This window comes from Bradyrhizobium symbiodeficiens (genome assembly GCF_002266465.3).
Classification (GTDB): Bacteria; Pseudomonadota; Alphaproteobacteria; order Rhizobiales; family Xanthobacteraceae; genus Bradyrhizobium; species Bradyrhizobium symbiodeficiens.
This window is the reverse complement of the sequence record NZ_CP029427.2, coordinates 6,743,557-6,761,010: the sequence shown is the minus strand read 5'-3', so window position 1 is coordinate 6,761,010 and position 17,454 is coordinate 6,743,557. Positions and strand designations below refer to the sequence as shown.

Sequence of the window (17,454 nt, the reverse complement as noted above, 5' to 3'; positions counted from 1 at the left end):
GGCGAGTGGTGGTTGGCGAGTAGCGAGTAGGTGAGCCACTCGCCATTCGCTACTCACCATTCGCGCTCCGCCTACCCCGCGATCTCCAGCCCCGCATTGGCGTACACCACGCCGCCGTCCACCGCGATGGTATTGCCGACGACATAATCACCCGCGCGCGAGGCGAGGTAGATCGCTAGCCCCGCCATGTCCTCGTCGGTCCCGATCCGCCGCGCCGGAATGCGCTTGGCGACCTCGTCCGAATGGTCGCGCGCGGCCCGGTTCATGTCGGACTTGAACGCGCCCGGCGCGATCGCGGTGACGTTGATGTTGTCCTTGATCAGTTTCGTCGCCATGCGCCGCGTCAGATGGATCACGGCGGCCTTGCTGGCGGCGTAGGAATAGGTCTCGCCCGGATTGACGAAGATGCCGTCGACCGAGGCGATGTTGATCACCTTCGCCGGCCGTTCGTGTGAGGCCGCCGCGCGCAGCGGCTTGGCCAGCGCCTTGGTCAGGAAGAACAGCGACTTGACGTTGAGGTCCATCACCTTGTCCCAGCCGCTTTCAGGGAATTCGTCGAACTCCGCACCCCAGGCCGCACCCGCATTGTTGACGAGGATGTCGAGCTTCGGCTCCAGCTTGATGATCTCGGAAGCGAGCCTGTCGCAGCCCTCGACGGTGGAGATGTCGATCGGCAGCGCGATGCATTCGCCGTCATATTGCGCGGTGAGCTCCTTGGCCGTGGCCTCGCACGGGCCGGCCTTGCGCGCGGTGATGTAGACCTTTGCGGCGCCGGCGCTGAGAAATCCCGCCGCGATCATCTTGCCGATGCCGCGCGAGCCGCCGGTCACCAGCGCGACGCGGCCTTTGAGCGAGAACAGATCGTTGAACATGGTGCCTCCCTTTGGTTTGGCGATGTTTTGGGCGGGCGGGGGAGGGGAGTCAAGGAAGAGGCTGCCAGCTCCGCCCTCATCCTGAGGAGCGCGTCGGCGCGTCTCGAAGGATGCGGGCGGCGGCCATCCTTCGAGACGCGCTCCTTTGGAGCGCTCCTCAGGATGAGGGCGGAATGTGCGGATGGATCAAGCCGCCGCGATCCGGCGGAAGCCGTTCCACATCGCGGTCGCGGCGCCCGAGGTCAGCACCGGCAGGATCCGCGCGTCCTGATAGTTGCCGTTGAGCGAGACGCGCGGCAGCGCCGTCATGTGGGCGGCATTGTCGGCGAACAGCATGCCGGGCCGCGTCGTCACCGCGGTCTTGAAGCCCGCCGTTGCAGCGAGGCCGAATTCGCGTACGCCTGCGGCCTCGCGGTCGCCATAGGGATAGGCGAGATGCAGCACCGGACGATCCAGCGCCTGCTCGATCCGCGCGCGGCTCGTGGCGATCTCCTGCGTGGCGATGTCTTCGGCCAGCTTGGCGAGGTTGCAATGGCTGACGCTATGCGCGCCGATCGTGACCAGCGGATCGGCGGCAAAGCTCTTCAACTCGGCCCAGGACAGGCAGAGGCTGCGGCACAGCGCTGCCATGTCGACGTGGTGCGTCGCGCAGAGCGCCTCGATCTCCCGCTTGAGATCGTGCTCGCCGGGCAGCGCGCGCAACCAGTCGTGCAGGCGGTCGAACGCTACCTGCTTGGCCACAGCCGTCGTCGCATCGAGCCGCAGCGCGGAATGGCCGATCGTGACGTCGATCTGCTCGGCCTTGGCGATCACGGCCTCCAGCGCCGCCCACCACAGCCGCCCAGTGCCTTCGGCAAAATCGCTCGCGACATAGACCGCCAGAGGCGCGTCAAATTCGCGCATCACGGGCAGCGCGTAGTCGAGATTGTCGCGATAGCCATCGTCGAGGGTGAAGGCAGCGAAGCGGCGGTCGAACCGGCCCTGCACCAGCCGCTCATGCAGTTCGTCCATGCTGACGATGTCGATGTCGCGCGAGCGCAGATGGCACAGCGTCGCGCGCAGGAATTCGGGGGTGACTTCGAGATGCCGGTTCGGCTGGAACGCGGCCTCACGGGCCGGCCGCACATGGTGCAGCATGAAAATGGCGCCGACGCCCGACAAAAGTGGGCGCAGCAGGTGGTGCGCCCCGCTGAAATAGAGTGCTCCCAGCCCGGCGCGGATGACGTTGTTACGCAGTTGTTTCATGACCCGCTGGCAGACTCTGGCATTCCGCCCGCAACTTACGGAAGAACCCTTGAAGAAAAAGTTAGTCGGATTGTCGGGCCGGCGCCCTCGGAAGGGCACCATTTCCGGTTTGACAGCCTGCCAAGGGTTTGTTTTGTCTCCGGTTCCAGAGTTCGGGTCGTCGAATGCAGAAGCTTTTTAGGTGGGCCAGCAAATGGTGGCTGGGGCTGATCCCCCTGGCCGTCATGTGGGGATTTGCGGCCTGGAATAATACCTTACCGGTCGAGGCCGACCTGTCGGCCCGCAGCTCGGCTGCGCTGAAGGATACCGTTCTGGACAAGACCCGGATCACGGTCGATGGCCGCGACGTCAGCCTGGCCGCGGACGCCTTCTCGGAGGAGGGGCGCCGGGACGCCGTGATGGCGGTCGAGACCGTCCCCGGCGTGCGCCTGGTCGACGACCGGACCCGCCTTGTTCCCGAGGCCAAACCCTTCGTCTGGAACGCCGAGCGCGACGTGGTGCGGGTGACGCTGTCGGGCTCCGCGCCCTTGCCGTCGATGAAGGGCCGGCTGACCGAGGTGGCCCGCAAGGAGGTCGGCGGCGCCGAGGTGGCCGATCAGATGGGGCTGGCGCGCGGTGCGCCGCCGCGGTTCGAGGCCGCCGCGACGCTGTTGCTGGACCAGATCGGCAAGCTGAAGGACGGCAAGATCACGATCACGGACACCAAGGTCAATCTCTCGGGCATGGCGCGCGATCTCGGTGGCCGCGAGGCGATCGCGGCGGCGCTGAAGAACCTGCCCGAAGGCTTTTCGATCGCCGCCAACGACGTCAAGGCGCCGCCCTATATCTTCCAGGCCTACAAGGATCCCGTCGCCGCGACCGTGACGCTGACCGGCTACGTGCCCGACAACACCATCCACGCGGCGATCGCCACCAGCGCCGCGCGAAAATTCTTCACCGAGAAGGTCGTCGACAATCTAAAGGCCAGCGTCGGCGCGCCCGGCTCCTTCAACACGGCCGTGATCGCCGCACTCGGCGCGCTGTCGCGGCTGTCGACAGGCACGCTCGTGGTCTCCGACCGCGAGGTGAAGCTGTCGGGCGATGCGCTTTACGAGGCGGCCGCCAACGACATCCGCGCCGGCCTCGGCAAGGACTTCCCGAAGAACTGGCAGTACAAGCCGGAGATCACCGTGAAGCCCGCGGCAGGCCCTGTCGACGGCACCGTGTGCCAGCAATTGTTCACGGACCTTCTGGCCAAGGGCAAGATCCGCTTCGCGGCCAAGCGCGCCGACATCGATCCGGATTCCGCCGCCATCCTCGATCATCTGATCGAGACGGCGCTGCGCTGCCCCACCACCAATGTCGAGGTTGCCGGACATACCGACGCCGACGGCGAGGGCGGCTTCAACCGGGCTCTCTCGGAGAAGCGTGCGCAGGCGGTGATCGACTATCTGGTCAAGGCCGGCCTGCCCGCCAGCCGCTTCACCGCAGTCGGCCATGGCAGCACGCAGCCGGTCGCCGGCAACGACACCGATGACGGCAAGGCGCAGAACCGCCGCATCGAATTTCTGGTGAGGTGACGATGCCCTATCTCGTCTCGTTCCATCTGGGCTGGTTGATCGGCTCGCTGCTGCTGGGCTTTTGCATGGGCTGGATCTCGGTGGTCCAGCGCGGCAACGGCACCTCGAAGGTGACGGCGCGCTGGCTGGCCGCGCTTGCTGCCGGCCTGGTCGCGGCCTCGTTCGCACACGTCGTCCCCGGCCGCTTCGGCTACTGGCTCGATCTCGGCCTGATCATGTTCGCCTGCTACCTCATCGGCTGCACCATCGGTGCCTGGCTTCGCGACCGCGTGGTCTCGCGCAGCCAGCCTGAGGCCGTTCTGTGATTTTGCTGTGCAACGTGGGCACTGAGATCATCGGCAAACCGTGACCAAACGCTCATGTCGCCCCCTCTTTCAACAGGCGCGCGCGGCCCATAGATTGACGTCAGCTTAAGCCATGACGGAACATTGTGCGGCCGAAATCATCAAAACTTCACGGCGCCTGCGCAGGATCGCCATGGAGATTCGCGTCAAGCCTGCCGCCGAAGGCGCCAAACCGTGCACCAGGAGCCCGCAACCCTGCCTAAAATATTGAATGCACGTGTTTTTGTTCGAATTGGCGAATTCCACTCCGCCCCAAAACACGCTAGTGGAGGGGCAGGGGGCATGCGCGATGCCGGAGCCGGCGGCAAGGGATCGTCGAGTGCCGTTCGTTGAGTGCCTGTGCGTCGTCTGCCTGTTCGCCGGCCACCCTGGCCGCTGAAGCGTTGTTCGAGGTCTAGATGCTGGAAGCCATACGCAGAGCGGTGTCGTTTCTGCGCCAGAAGCAAATCCTGCATAAGCTTGGCGTTGTGATCAGCGTCGCGGTCATCGGCATCGCTTGCTATGTGCTCTACCACATGCTGCGAGGCATCGATTTCAACGAAGTCCTCGAAGCGATCAAGAGCACCGAGCCGAGCCAGATTGCGCTGGCGGCGCTGTTCGTCACCGCGGGCTATTTCACCCTGACCTTCTACGACCTGTTCGCCGTGCGCGCGATCGGCCATGCCCATGTGCCCTATCGCATCAACGCGCTCGCGGCCTTCACCAGCTATTCGATCGGCCACAATGTCGGTGCATCCGTCTTCACCGGCGGCGCGGTGCGCTATCGCATCTATTCGGCCTACGGCCTGAACGCGATCGACGTCGCCAAGATCTGCTTCCTCGCCGGCCTGACCTTCTGGCTCGGCAATGCCGCCGTGCTCGGCCTCGGCATCGCCTATCATCCCGAGGCCGCCGCCTCGATCGACCAATTGCCGCCTTGGCTCAACCGGACGCTGGCCCTGATGATCATCGTCGGGCTGGTCGGCTACGTGGTCTGGGTCTGGACCCAGCCGCGCGTTGTCGGCCGCGGGCCCTGGACCGTGCAGCTGCCGGGCGGCCCGCTGACGCTGCTGCAGATCGCGATCGGCATCATTGATCTCGGTTTCTGCGCGCTCGCGATGTACGTGCTGGTTCCGGACGAGCCCAATCTCGGCTTCGTGGTGGTCGCGGTGATCTTCGTCTCGGCCACCCTGCTCGGCTTCGCCAGCCACTCGCCCGGCGGGCTCGGGGTGTTCGACGCCGCCATGCTGGTCGGCCTCTGGCAGATGGACCGCGAGGAGCTGCTCGGCGGCATGCTGCTGTTCCGCGTCCTCTATTATCTCTCGCCCTTCGTCATCTCTGTAATCTTGCTGACGTTTCGCGAAGTTATCATCGGCGCACGATCGAAGCGCCTGCAGCAGGCGGCGCTCAAGCTCGACCCCGGCCCGGCGCCTAAAGCCGCTTACGTGAGAGAGCGCAGCGACAAGTCTTAGGACCGGTCCTCCAGGAGAAGTCCGCCCGATGGCGATTGACGCCCCATCTTCTCCCTCCGCGCAGCCCTGGTCCGACCGGCTGCGGCATTCGACCGTGATCCTGATCGCCGCGGCGCTGGCGCTGTCCGTCGTGGTCTCGCTCGGCGAAATGTCGGCGCTTCATGCCGCGATCGTGTTCCTCTGCATCGCCGCTGCGGCCTTGATCCCGTGGCGGCTGCACGATCCCGCCGCGTCCCGCGACGAGGTCAGGCGCATCAACCCGGTCGAGAGCGCGGCGGTGGCGGCGGTCGTCGCCGGCATGCCGGATCCGGCAGTGCTGCTCGACCGCGCCGGCCGCGTCATCCACCTCAACGCCGCCGCCGCCCAGCTCGCGCCGGCGCTGCGCCGGAGCGAGCTCGCCCAGTTCGCGCTGCGCTCACCGGAGATCATCACGGCGTTGCGCGAAGCGATCGCGACCACCGAGGCGCGGCGCGCGACCTATCTCGACCACGTCCCGGTCGATCGCTGGATGGAGCTCATGATCACGCCGGTGCCGGTGCCGACCAGCTTCGGCGGCGCCGACAAATGCATGCTGATGACCTTCCACGACCAGACGCCGCTGCGCCGGGTCGAGGAGATGCGCGCCGACTTCGTCGCCAATGCCAGCCACGAGCTGCGCACGCCGCTGGCTGCCCTCTCGGGCTTCATCGACACGCTGCAGGGCCAGGCCAAGGACGATCCCAAGGCGCGCGAGCGCTTCCTCGGCATCATGCACAACCAGGCCACCCGCATGGCGCGCCTGATCGACGACCTCCTGTCGCTGTCGCGGGTCGAGTTGTCGGCCCATGTCCGGCCCGACACGCTCGTCGACCTGTTGCCGATCATCCGCCAGGTCGCCGACGGGCTCGAGCCGCTGGCGAGCGAGCGCCAGGTCGAGGTCGAGATCCAGCTGCCGGAGGGGCCGGTGATGATCGCGGGCGACCGCGAGGAGCTGCTCCGCCTGTTCGAGAATCTGATCGAGAACGCGCTCAAATACGGCGCCTCCGGCGGTCGCGTCATCGTGTCGCTGACATCTGGCGCGGCCACTGATGGAACTCAGGAAATCCGGATCATGGTGCGCGATTTCGGCCCCGGCATCGCGCCCGAGCACCTGCCGCGGCTGACCGAGCGGTTCTACCGGGTGGACGTCGGCGACAGCCGCTCGCAGGGCGGCACCGGGCTCGGATTATCGCTGGTGAAACATATTCTTAACCGCCATCGGGGCCGGCTTTTGATCGAGAGCGTGCCCAAGCAGGGCGCCACCTTCACCGCCTGTTTTCCCCAGGCGAGAGGGCCGGCGGCGACCTGAAAGACAAGCGATTACAGTCGCTTAGGCGTGTCATCCAACTGTCACCAAACCTTCGTAAAAGCACAGCCGACCGCTCCTAAAGGGGCGGCATGGGGAGCGCGATCGGGCGCGGATGGCGCTTCGCTCCCCTGTATGGAGACCAGCATGAATTTCCTCAAAACGATCGTCGCTGCCGGCATGGTCGCCGCTTCGACGACAGCGGCCTTTGCTGCCGACATCACCGGTGCCGGTGCGACCTTCCCGTTCCCGATCTATTCGAAGTGGGCTGACGCCTACAAGAAGGAGACCGGCAACGGCCTGAACTACCAGTCGATCGGTTCCGGCGGCGGCATCAAGCAGATCCAGGCCAAGACCGTGACCTTCGGCGCGACCGACATGCCGCTCAAGGCCGAGCAGCTCGAGAAGGACGGCCTCGTCCAGTGGCCGATGGTGATGGGCGCCATCGTTGCCGTGGTCAACCTCGAGGGCGTGAAGCCCGGCGAGATGGTGTTCGACGGCGAGACGTTGGCCAACGTCTATCTCGGCAAGATCACCAAGTGGGACGATCCGGCCATCAAGAAGCTCAATCCGAACGTGAAGCTGCCGTCGGAGGCGATCACCGTGGTCCGCCGCTCGGACGGGTCGGGCACCACCTTCAACTTCACCAACTACCTCTCCAAGGCCAGCGCGGACTGGAAGAGCAAGGTCGGTGAGGGCACCGCGGTCGAGTGGCCGGTCGGCGTCGGCGCCAAGGGCAACGAAGGCGTGTCGGGCAACATCGGCCAGACCAAGAACTCGATCGGCTACGTCGAGTACGCCTATGCCAAGCAGAACAAGCTGACCTACACCGGTCTCGTCAACAAGGCCGGCAAGACCGTGCAGCCGACCGTCGAAGCGTTCCAGGCGGCCGCCTCCAACGCCGACTGGGCCAAGGCGCCCGGCTACTACGTCATCCTGACCGACCAGCCCGGCGAGAAGTCCTGGCCGATCACGGCGGCGACCTTCATCCTCATGCACAAGGACGCCACCGACAAGGCGGCCTCGCAGGAAGCCATCAAGTTCTTCCGCTGGGCCTTCACGAAGGGCGACAAGGCGGCCGAGGAGCTCGACTACATCCCGATGCCGGACACCGTCGTCAAGCAGATCGAGAAGACCTGGGCTGCCGATATCAAGAGCTAAGAGCTCCTGTCCCGGACATCACTCCGGGAGTTCGAAAACCTCCGCTCCGGATCGGCCTTGCGCCGCGTCCGGAGCGCAAGACCACAACAACCGGCAACAAGCGTATATAACGGGTACAGGGGATCGGCGTGGCAGAAATGGCCGTTCAGAGCGATATCATCGACGACGCCGGACCGTATGATCGCGCCAAGGCCTTGGGCGCGTTCAAGCTCGGCGACGTCACCTTCTACTGGATCACGCGGCTGTCCGCGATCTCGGTGCTGCTGATCCTTGGCGGCATCATCATCTCGCTGATCGTCGGCGCGTTCCCGGCGATGAAGGAATTCGGCTTCTCCTTCCTGTGGACGCAGCGCTGGGCGCCGTCGGCCGATCCGCCGGTGCTCGGCGCGCTCGGGCCGATGTACGGCACGCTCGTCACCTCGTTCATCGCGATGCTGATCGCCATTCCCGTCGGTCTCGGCATTGCGATTTTCCTCACCGAGCTTTGCCCGCAATGGCTGCGCCGCCCGATCGGCATGGCGATCGAGCTGCTGGCCGGCATTCCCTCGATCATCTATGGCATGTGGGGCTTCTTCGTGCTGGGCCCGTTTCTGGCCAACAGCTTCCAGCCCTTCATGATCAAAATATTCGACGGCGTCCCGGTGCTCGGCGCGATCTTCGCGGGTCCGCCGTCCTATCTCAGCACGTTCAACGCCGCGCTGATTCTCGCCATCATGGTGCTGCCCTTCATCACCTCGATCTCGGTCGACGTGTTCAAGACGGTGCCGCCGGTGCTGAAGGAGGCCGCCTACGGCGTCGGCTGCACCACCTGGGAGGTCGTCCGCAGCGTGGTGATCCCCTACACCCGCGTCGGCATCATCGGCGGCGTCATGCTGGCGCTGGGCCGCGCGCTCGGCGAGACCATGGCGGTGACCTTCATCATCGGCAACTCCTTCCGCATCTCCTCGTCGATCTTCGCGCCGGGCACCACGATCTCGGCGGCGATCGCATCCGAGTTCGCCGAGAGCGACGGCCTGCACCAGTCCGGCCTGATCCTGCTCGGCCTGTTGCTGTTCGTGCTGACGTTCTTCGTGCTGGCCGCCGCGCGGCTGATGCTGATGCGGCTGGACAAGAAGGCGGGGAAGTAAGGTCATGGCCCTCAATCCGATCTATTCGCGTCGTCGCCGCACCGACATCGTCATCCGCGGGCTCTGCTTCGCCGCGGCGGTCTTCGGCGTCACCTGGCTCGCGTTGATCCTGGTCACGCTGCTCTACAACGGCCTTGCCGGCCTCAATCTCGAGCTCTTCGTCGCGGATACGCCGCCTCCGGGTTCGACCGAAGGCGGCCTGCGCAACGCGATCGTCGGCTCGGTCATCATGACGGTGATCGGCGTCGGCATCGGCGCGCCGCTCGGCCTGTTCGCCGGCACCTACCTCGCCGAATACGGCCGCAACGACCGCCTGACCTCGGTGATCCGCTTCATCAACGACATCCTGCTCTCGGCGCCCTCGATCATCATCGGCCTGTTCATCTACGGCGCGGTGGTGGTGCCGATGCGTGGCTTCTCCGCGATCGCGGGCAGCCTGGCGCTCGCCGTCATCGTGATCCCGGTCGTGCTGCGCACCACCGAGGACATGCTGCTGCTGGTGCCGAATCCGCTGCGTGAGGCGGCCTCGGCGCTGGGCCTGCCGCGTTCGCTGGTGATCAAGCGGATCGCCTATCGTGCGGCCCGGTCCGGCCTCATCACCGGCGTGCTGCTCGCCACCGCCCGCGTCGCCGGCGAGACCGCGCCGCTGCTGTTCACCGCGCTGTCGAACCAGTTCTTCAGCCTCGGCCTGAACAAGACGATGGCCAACCTGCCCGTCACCATCAACAACTTCGTGCAGAGCCCCTACGCCTACTGGAAGCAGTTGGCGTGGAGCGGCGCACTGCTCATCACCCTGACCGTGCTTGCCCTGAACATTGGCGCGCGCATCCTTGGCGCCGAGAGGACCGCAAAATGAGTGATCTTTCCGTATCGATGAGCGCGTCCGGTGGCCTGCCGCACGCGCCTGTGCTGCCCGAGGCGCCCGCCAAGGTGACGGTGCGCAACCTCAACTTCTATTACGGCGAGCACCACGCGCTGAAGAACATCAACCTGACGCTCGGCGCCAACCGCGTCACGGCGTTCATCGGCCCGTCGGGCTGCGGCAAGTCGACCCTGCTGCGCATCTTCAACCGGATGTACGATCTCTATCCGGGCCAGCGCGCCACCGGCCAGCTGATGCTGGACCAGACCAACATCCTCGACCTCAAGCTCGACCTCAATCTGCTGCGCGCCCGGGTCGGCATGGTGTTCCAGAAGCCGACGCCGTTCCCGATGACTATCTACGAGAACATCGCTTTCGGCATCCGCCTCTACGAGAAGATCTCGAAGTCCGAGATGGACGACCGCGTCGAGAAGGCGCTGCGCGGCGGCGCCCTCTGGAACGAGGTCAAGGACAAGCTCAACGCTTCCGGCCTGTCGCTCTCCGGCGGCCAGCAGCAGCGCCTGTGCATCGCCCGCACCGTCGCGGTGCGCCCCGAAGTCATCCTGTTCGACGAGCCGTGCTCGGCGCTCGACCCGATCTCGACCGCCAAGGTCGAGGAGCTGATCCAGGAACTGTCCGAGAACTACACGATCGCGATCGTCACCCACAACATGCAGCAGGCCGCGCGCGTCTCCGACAAGACCGCCTTCATGTATCTCGGCGAGCTGATCGAGTTCGACGACACCAGCAAGATCTTCACGTCGCCGACTGACCGGCGCACGCAGGATTACATCACTGGCCGGTTCGGCTGAGGAGACGGAACATGGGTACCGAACATACCGCCAAGGCCTTCGACACCGACCTCCAGGAACTCACGCGCCTGGTCGCCGAGATGGGCGGCATCGCCGAGCGCATGATCGTCGATTCCGTCGATGCGCTGATCCGCCGCGACGTCGCGCTCGGCCAGCGCGTCGTCACCATCGATGCCGATCTCGACGCGCTGCAGAAGCGCATCGAGGAACGCGCGGTGCTCACCATCGCCCGCCGCCAGCCGATGGCGGTGGATTTGCGCGAGATCGTCGGCGCGATGCGCGTCGCGACCGACCTCGAGCGCATCGGCGACCTCGCCAAGAACATGGGCAAGCGCGTCGCCGCGCTGGAGACCGATTTCCATCCGCTGAAACTGTTCCGCGGCCTCGAGCACATGACCGACCTCGTGCAGCAGCAGGTCAAGTCGGTGCTGGACGCCTATGCCGCGCACGATCTGCCGGCGGCGATGGCGGTGTGGAAGGGCGACGAGGAGGTCGACGCGATCTGCACCTCGCTGTTCCGCGAGCTCCTCACCTACATGATGGAGGATCCGCGCAACATCTCGTTCTGCATCCACCTGATGTTCTGCGCCAAGAACATCGAGCGGATCGGCGACCACGCCACCAACATCGCCGAGACCGTGTTCTACATGATCGAGGGCCAGGCGATCACCGACAAGCGGCCGAAGGGCGACATGACCACCTTCGCCACGGCGATCCCGAATACCTGAAGACTTTAAGGAGCGACGACACCATGGGCGCACGCATTATGGTGGTTGAGGACGAGGAAGCTCTCACCGAGCTGCTTCGCTACAACCTCGAAGGCGACGGCTATGACGTCGAGACGGTCATGCGCGGCGACGACGCCGACACCCGCCTCAAGGAGCACATCCCCGATTTGATCGTGCTCGACTGGATGCTGCCGGGCCTGTCGGGCATCGAGCTGTGCAGGCGCCTGCGCACCCGGCCCGACACCAAGCAGCTGCCGATCATCATGCTCACCGCGCGCGGCGAGGAGAGCGAGCGGGTGCGGGGGCTTGCGACCGGCGCCGACGATTACATCGTCAAGCCGTTCTCGGTGCCGGAGCTCCTGGCGCGCGTGAAGGGCCTGCTGCGGCGCGCCAGCCCCGAGCGGCTCGCCACCGTGCTGGCCTATGGCGACATCGAGCTCGACCGCGACAAGCGCCGCGTGGCGCGCTCGGGCCGGCCGATCGATCTCGGCCCGACCGAATATCGCCTGCTGGAGTTCTTCCTGGAGCATCCCGGCCGCGTGTTCTCGCGCGAGCAGCTGCTCGACAGCGTCTGGGGCCGCGACATCTACATCGACGAGCGCACCGTCGACGTTCATATCGGCCGCCTGCGCAAGCTGCTCAATCTCGGCCGCGAGCAGGACCCGATCCGCACCGTCCGCGGCGCCGGCTACGCGCTGGACGATCGCTTCGCGAAGGCCGAGCAGGCGTAGCGGGTTGTGGGCTGCCGTTTGGCGCTGTAGCCGCAATCTCAGCCGTCATCCCGGGGCGCGCGCAGCGCGAGCCCGGGATCTCCGCGCGAGCGCTTGCGCCCGTCGCGATAACCACAGGACGTAGTTTGGCGAAGACTCGGAGTGACCATCTCGCGCAATAACTGCGCCCTGTGGTTATGGATCCCCGCGTTCGCGGGGATGACACCGAGATTGTTGCGCCGTCGTCGTGTGACAGCACCGTCCTTAGTCAGCTAAATCCGCAAGCTCACCGCGGCCCCGGCTTAGGTGCTGCGCGCCGGCGATCGGCCGCCGGCTGATACGCCACGCGCGAGTGCTGGGCGCAGTAGGGCAGGCCGGACAGCGCCTTGCCGCCGCAGAAGAAGAAGTCCGGGCTGGAGGGATCTCCGACCGGCCAATGGCAGGTCGCCTCGTTCAGCTCGAGCAGCGACAGCCGCTGGCTCATCGGCACCACGTTGTCGTAGGTGACCGGCTCGGCCTCCACCTCGACCTCGAAGGCCTGGGCCAGCGCGGTGTTGCCGCGCGCGATGGGGCGGGTCACCCGCATCATGTGCTGTGCGGGGCGCGCCTTGCGCGGCCGGGGCGCGGCCGATGACGGGCTCTTTGCGCGGCCGGACAGACCGAGCCTGTGCACTTTGCCGATCACGGCATTGCGGGTCACATTGCCGAGCTCAGCTGCGATCTGGCTGGCCGAAAGTCCGGCCTCCCAGAGCTTTTTCAGCTGCTCGACGCGATCATCGGACCAGGTCAAAACCGTCATTGCACCCTTTCCCTCGTCGCGCGGCTGCCGTCCTGGCGCCCATGCGGCGATTGCTAAGCTTCGAAAAACCCGTGCCGCCAGAATCCCTTAGGGCTCGCCGGGCGCGACTGACGCCCGAACGTTTACGCCGGTACATGAGGACTCTTGAGATCAGAACCGCTGCACGAGATGTCGTATCTGACAATCCAAACGCTACAATATGGCGTGACTCCCGCGCAAGAGTCCGCCGACTCGCTTCCACATGTTCCGTGGTGAAATCCCGCAAAATCGGCACCGCAAGACTACGGATTCTGCGTTTCCCGAGGCTTTCCGGGCGGCATTGACACCCGTCTTGCCAGGCATAAGATAGTCCCGCGTGCCGCCCTTAAAAGGCGGCACGTTTCGTTTTCCGGGCCGGTGGATGGTGCGTTGCGCAATGCACGCGTCACACCGTCCGCAACATTCAAGTGACATCATGACGAACAGCGCAGCGCCGCATTTGCTCCCCGTTTTCGCCAGAGCCGACCTCGGCTTCGAGCGCGGTGAAGGCTGCTGGCTGATCGCGACCAATGGCGATCGCTATCTCGATTTCACCTCGGGCGTGGCCGTGAATGCGCTCGGCCATTGCCATCCGCATCTGATCAAGGCGCTGCAGGAGCAGGCGACGAAGCTCTGGCACATGTCGAACCTGTTCCAGAGCCCGGATGGCGAGAAGCTCGCCAACCGGCTCTGCCAGGAGAGCTTTGCGGACTTCGTGTTCTTCTGCAATTCGGGGGCCGAAGCGCTGGAGGGCGTGATCAAGCTGGTGCGCCATCATCACTTCTCCAAGGGACATCCGGAGCGCTATCGCATCATCACTTTCGAAGGCGCCTTCCACGGCCGCACGCTGGCGACGCTGGCTGCGACCGGCTCGGCAAAATATCTCGAAGGCTTCGGTCCGCCGATGGAAGGCTTCGACCAGGTGCCGCATGGCGACATCGAGGCCGTCAAGAAGGCGATCGGTCCGCACACCGCCGGCATCCTGATCGAGCCGATCCAGGGCGAGGGCGGCGTGCGCTCGGCAACGCCGACCTTCCTCAAGGCGCTCCGCCAGCTTTGCGACGAGAAGGGCCTACTGCTCGCCTTCGACGAGGTGCAGACCGGCATGGGCCGCAGCGGCGATCTGTTCGCCTATCGGCGCACTGGCGTCACGCCGGACGTGATGTCGCTGGCCAAGGCGCTCGGCGGCGGCTTCCCGATCGGGGCCATTCTGGCGACCGCGGATGCGGCCGCCGGCATGGGGCCCGGCTCGCACGGCTCGACCTTCGGCGGCAATCCGCTGGCGATCTCCGCGGCCAACGCCGTGCTCGACGTCATGCTCGCGCCCGGCTTCTTCGACCACGTGCAGAGAATGTCGCTGCTGCTGAAGCAGAAGCTTGCCTCCGTGATCGACCGCTATCCCGACATCGTCAGCGAGGTGCGCGGCGAGGGCCTGCTGATCGGCATCAAGGCCGTGGTGCCCTCCGGCGATCTCGTCGCAGCGCTGCGTCATGAAAAGCTGCTCACCGTCGGGGCCGGCGACAATGTCGTGCGTTTCCTGCCGCCGCTGATCGTGACCGAAGCCGAGATCGAGGACAGCATCGGGCGGCTGGAGCGCGCCTGTTCCGCGATCTCGTCCAGCCAGACCAAGCGGGCGGCAAGCTGATGAGCAAGTCCCCCAACAAAACTCCGAAGCATTTCCTCGATATCAACGAGCTGCCGCTGTCGGAGCTCAAGCGCATGCTTGCGGCGTCCTCCGCCATGAAGGCGAAGCAGAAGGCGCATCAGCCGGTCAGGCCGCTCGAAGGCAAGACGCTGGCGATGATCTTCGAGCGCCCGTCGACCCGGACACGCGTGTCGTTCGACGTCGCCATGCGCCAGCTCGGCGGCGAGCCCATCATGCTCACCGGTGCCGAGATGCAGCTCGGCCGCGGCGAGACCATCGCCGACACCGCGCGCGTGCTGTCGCGCTATGTCGACGCCATCATGATCCGCATCCTCAATCACGACGCGCTGCTGGAGCTTGCGGAATATGCGACGGTGCCCGTCATCAACGGCCTGACGCGGCGGTCGCATCCCTGCCAGGTGATGGCCGACCTCATGACCTACGAGGAGCATCGTGGCCCGATCGAGGGAAGGACGGTGGCCTGGACCGGCGACGACAACAATGTGCTGGCCTCGTGGGCCCACGCCGCCGAGCGCTTCAAGTTTCAGCTCAACGTCGCCACCCCGCCGGAACTCGCGCCGAAGAAAGTTATGCGCGACTTCATCAAGGCGACCGGCGCGCCGATCATGCTCGGCACCGATCCGGAGGCCGCCGTGCGCGGCGCCGACTGTGTCGTCACCGACACCTGGGTGTCGATGGGCGACAAGGAAGGCGAGCACCGCCACAACGTGCTCAAGCCCTATCAGGTCAACGGCAAGCTGATGTCGCTGGCCAAGCCCGACGCGCTGTTCATGCATTGCCTGCCCGCCCATCGCGGCGAGGAGGTCACCGATGACGTGATCGACGGTCCGCAATCGGTCGTGTTCGACGAGGCCGAAAACCGCCTGCACGCGCAGAAGGGCATTCTGGCCTGGTGCTTCGACGCGGTGAAGTAGCCCTTGATTGTAAGCCCGGATGGAGCCCAGCGAAATCCGGGGCCGACGATACGTCACGCGAATACCCCGGATTACGCGACGCTCCATCCGGGCTACGCAGCCCGTTGCTCCGGCGACGATTGAACGGGCGCGCGCCTCTTCCATTTTTGTCCACCGACCCCAGATAACGCCCCATGGTTTCCCAATCCCCCGAGATGAAAGCAGGCCCTGAAGGCCCGGTTCGCGCGCCATCAGCGGTTCCGATCGATGACGCCGTGTTGCCCTACGAGGTCGACGCGCTCGACGTCCGCGGGCGCCTGGTGCGGCTTGGCCCAGCGCTCGACGAGATCCTGACCAAGCACGATTATCCCGCGCCAGTCGGCAAGTTGCTCGGCGAGGCCATCGTGCTGACGACGCTGCTCGGCTCTGCGCTGAAATTCGAGGGACGCTTCATCCTGCAGGCGCAGACCGACGGTCCGGTGTCGTTCCTGGTGGTGGACTATCAGGCGCCCGATCGCCTGCGCGCCTATGCGCGCTTCGACGCCGCGCGCCTCGGCGATGCCCAAAAATCCGGAATGGATTCCGGCGCGCTGCTCGGTCACGGTCATCTCGCCATGACCATCGACCAGGGCCCCGACATGAGCCGCTACCAGGGCTTGGTTGCGCTCGACGGCGGCAGCCTGGAAGACGCCGCCCACGAATATTTCCTGCGCTCCGAGCAGATCCCGACCAAGGTGCGTCTCGCGGTCGGTGAGGAGTGGCGCTCGAACGACGGCGGCAAGCATCGCTGGCGCGCCGGCGGCATGCTGATGCAGTTCCTGCCGAAGGCGCCGGAGCGCGCGCGGCAGGCCGATCTGCATCCCGGCGATGCCCCCGATGGCGTCGAGGTGCACAGCGTCGCGGAAGACGATGCCTGGGTCGAGGCGCGCTCGTTGATCGAGACCGTCGAGGACGTCGAGCTGATCGATCCCGAGCTCTCCGGCGAGCGGCTGCTGTTCCGCCTGTTCCACGAGCGCGGCGTGCGCGTGTTCAATCCGATGGTCCTCAAGGCGCAATGCTCCTGCTCGCGCGATGCGGTCGCCTCGATGCTGAAGAGCTTCTCGCCCGACGACCGCGCGGCGATGGTGAAGGACGACAAGGTCGTCGTCACCTGCGAGTTCTGCAGCTCGGTGTACGATTTCACGCCGGCCGAGGCGGGCGTCGAGGACGCGTAGCGAGCAAGGCCGTAGCCCGGGTGAGCGCAGCGATACCCGGGACGTCACTCGCAGAGATCCCGGATGCCGCGGAGCCTGTCATCGGGCGGCGCTTCGCGCCGACCCGTTGGCTCATCCGGGTTACGGGACCGTGCCTGTGTCGCCCTCTGTCAATCCACGCGCGCGAAAATATTCCACTTTACCGAAATTCGGTTTCGGCGTATGTATCGCCCATCCCGGCTCACCCAAGAGGGGCGACGTGTCGTCGTCATGTTCGCGAGCCGGGCTTGCGGTGGACGCGGCAGCGTCGGCATGAGAGGTGCGGGCAGGGCGGGTAGTCCCTGTGAGTCCGTAACCGCGTGCGGACGACGGCGCTGTCAGGCTTCGTCTCGCTCGTAAGTTTCCGGCTCTGTCGACAGGGCCCGGGAATACTGCGGCGACATGGCGGGCCGTGCGTACGGCAAAACCGTGTGGTCCTGGCCGTCGTTGCCACGGTCAAGCTGTTCGAAGATGTGCGCGAGCCCAACCGGGTGGACGGCATCGTCAATTTGAACGGCGAGGGAGGCCAGAAGGAATGGTCGGCTCCCGGGAGATCACGGCATAAGCCGTCCAGCCACTGCGCAGGGAAGGCCGAGTGATCGGCGACACCTGTATGCTGCTGTGCGGTCTTTTTTGCGCGTGCATTTCGCG

The 17,454-nt window shown here is 65.7% G+C and carries 16 protein-coding genes; 13 read left to right on the top strand and 3 right to left on the bottom strand.

What is annotated here, in order from left to right; genetic code table 11:
• Nucleotides 1-71: 71 nt before the first annotated feature.
• Nucleotides 72-872: an SDR family oxidoreductase gene (locus CIT39_RS31940; RefSeq protein WP_094976350.1), complete on the bottom strand. Its 801-nt coding sequence runs from the start codon at nt 870-872 to the stop codon at nt 72-74.
• Nucleotides 873-1,058: 186 nt separating this feature from the next.
• On the bottom strand, nt 1,059-2,117 hold the full coding sequence (locus CIT39_RS31935) for a polysaccharide deacetylase family protein (protein ID WP_094976351.1): 1,059 nt from the start codon (nt 2,115-2,117) through the stop codon (nt 1,059-1,061).
• 164 nt (nt 2,118-2,281) lie between these two features.
• Between CIT39_RS31935 and CIT39_RS31930 the strand changes: the two genes are divergently transcribed.
• The 10 genes from CIT39_RS31930 (at nt 2,282) to phoB (ending at nt 12,216) form a co-directional block, all read left to right on the top strand.
• Nucleotides 2,282-3,676 carry an OmpA family protein gene (locus CIT39_RS31930; protein WP_094976352.1) on the top strand — a complete coding sequence of 465 codons (1,395 nt, stop codon included), beginning with the start codon at nt 2,282-2,284 and terminating at the stop codon, nt 3,674-3,676.
• Between the two features lie 2 nt (nt 3,677-3,678).
• Nucleotides 3,679-3,981: a hypothetical protein gene (locus CIT39_RS31925; protein ID WP_162308791.1), complete on the top strand. Its 303-nt coding sequence runs from the start codon at nt 3,679-3,681 to the stop codon at nt 3,979-3,981.
• 437 nt (nt 3,982-4,418) lie between these two features.
• Nucleotides 4,419-5,471 carry a lysylphosphatidylglycerol synthase domain-containing protein gene (locus CIT39_RS31920; protein WP_094976354.1) on the top strand — a complete coding sequence of 351 codons (1,053 nt, stop codon included), beginning with the start codon at nt 4,419-4,421 and terminating at the stop codon, nt 5,469-5,471.
• 28 nt (nt 5,472-5,499) lie between these two features.
• Nucleotides 5,500-6,798, top strand: coding sequence for an ATP-binding protein (locus tag CIT39_RS31915; protein ID WP_094976355.1), 1,299 nt, complete (start codon nt 5,500-5,502; stop codon nt 6,796-6,798).
• 144 nt (nt 6,799-6,942) lie between these two features.
• Complete coding sequence (gene pstS, locus CIT39_RS31910; RefSeq protein WP_094977032.1) at nt 6,943-7,956, top strand: phosphate ABC transporter substrate-binding protein PstS; 1,014 nt, start codon at nt 6,943-6,945, stop codon at nt 7,954-7,956.
• Nucleotides 7,957-8,093: 137 nt separating this feature from the next.
• Nucleotides 8,094-9,083 (top strand): phosphate ABC transporter permease subunit PstC, encoded by a 990-nt coding sequence (gene pstC / locus CIT39_RS31905; protein ID WP_162308790.1) that lies wholly within the window; start codon nt 8,094-8,096, stop codon nt 9,081-9,083.
• Between the two features lie 4 nt (nt 9,084-9,087).
• On the top strand, nt 9,088-9,939 hold the full coding sequence (gene pstA, locus CIT39_RS31900) for a phosphate ABC transporter permease PstA (protein WP_094976357.1): 852 nt from the start codon (nt 9,088-9,090) through the stop codon (nt 9,937-9,939).
• Nucleotides 9,936-10,757 carry a phosphate ABC transporter ATP-binding protein PstB gene (gene pstB / locus CIT39_RS31895; protein ID WP_094976358.1) on the top strand — a complete coding sequence of 274 codons (822 nt, stop codon included), beginning with the start codon at nt 9,936-9,938 and terminating at the stop codon, nt 10,755-10,757. The genes pstA and pstB overlap by 4 nt, the downstream gene beginning before the upstream one ends.
• 11 nt (nt 10,758-10,768) lie before the next feature.
• Complete coding sequence (gene phoU, locus CIT39_RS31890; protein WP_094976359.1) at nt 10,769-11,485, top strand: phosphate signaling complex protein PhoU; 717 nt, start codon at nt 10,769-10,771, stop codon at nt 11,483-11,485.
• Nucleotides 11,486-11,508: 23 nt separating this feature from the next.
• Nucleotides 11,509-12,216 carry a phosphate regulon transcriptional regulator PhoB gene (gene phoB / locus CIT39_RS31885; RefSeq protein WP_094976360.1) on the top strand — a complete coding sequence of 236 codons (708 nt, stop codon included), beginning with the start codon at nt 11,509-11,511 and terminating at the stop codon, nt 12,214-12,216.
• A 265-nt stretch (nt 12,217-12,481) separates the two neighbouring features.
• On the opposite strand, the gene CIT39_RS31880 is transcribed toward phoB, so the two are convergent.
• Nucleotides 12,482-12,994 (bottom strand): GcrA family cell cycle regulator, encoded by a 513-nt coding sequence (locus CIT39_RS31880; protein ID WP_094976361.1) that lies wholly within the window; start codon nt 12,992-12,994, stop codon nt 12,482-12,484.
• 454 nt (nt 12,995-13,448) lie between these two features.
• Here CIT39_RS31880 and CIT39_RS31875 point away from each other — a divergent pair, with 454 nt between their 5' ends.
• The 3 genes from CIT39_RS31875 to CIT39_RS31865 all read left to right on the top strand — a co-directional run bounded on the left by CIT39_RS31875 (nt 13,449) and on the right by CIT39_RS31865 (nt 16,785).
• Nucleotides 13,449-14,657, top strand: a complete 1,209-nt coding sequence (locus CIT39_RS31875; RefSeq protein WP_094976362.1) for an aspartate aminotransferase family protein — start codon at nt 13,449-13,451, stop codon at nt 14,655-14,657.
• Nucleotides 14,657-15,592, top strand: a complete 936-nt coding sequence (gene argF, locus CIT39_RS31870; protein WP_094976363.1) for an ornithine carbamoyltransferase — start codon at nt 14,657-14,659, stop codon at nt 15,590-15,592. The genes CIT39_RS31875 and argF overlap by 1 nt, the downstream gene beginning before the upstream one ends.
• Nucleotides 15,593-15,765: 173 nt before the next feature.
• Nucleotides 15,766-16,785 (top strand): Hsp33 family molecular chaperone, encoded by a 1,020-nt coding sequence (locus CIT39_RS31865; RefSeq protein ID WP_094976364.1) that lies wholly within the window; start codon nt 15,766-15,768, stop codon nt 16,783-16,785.
• Nucleotides 16,786-17,454 lie beyond the last annotated feature (669 nt).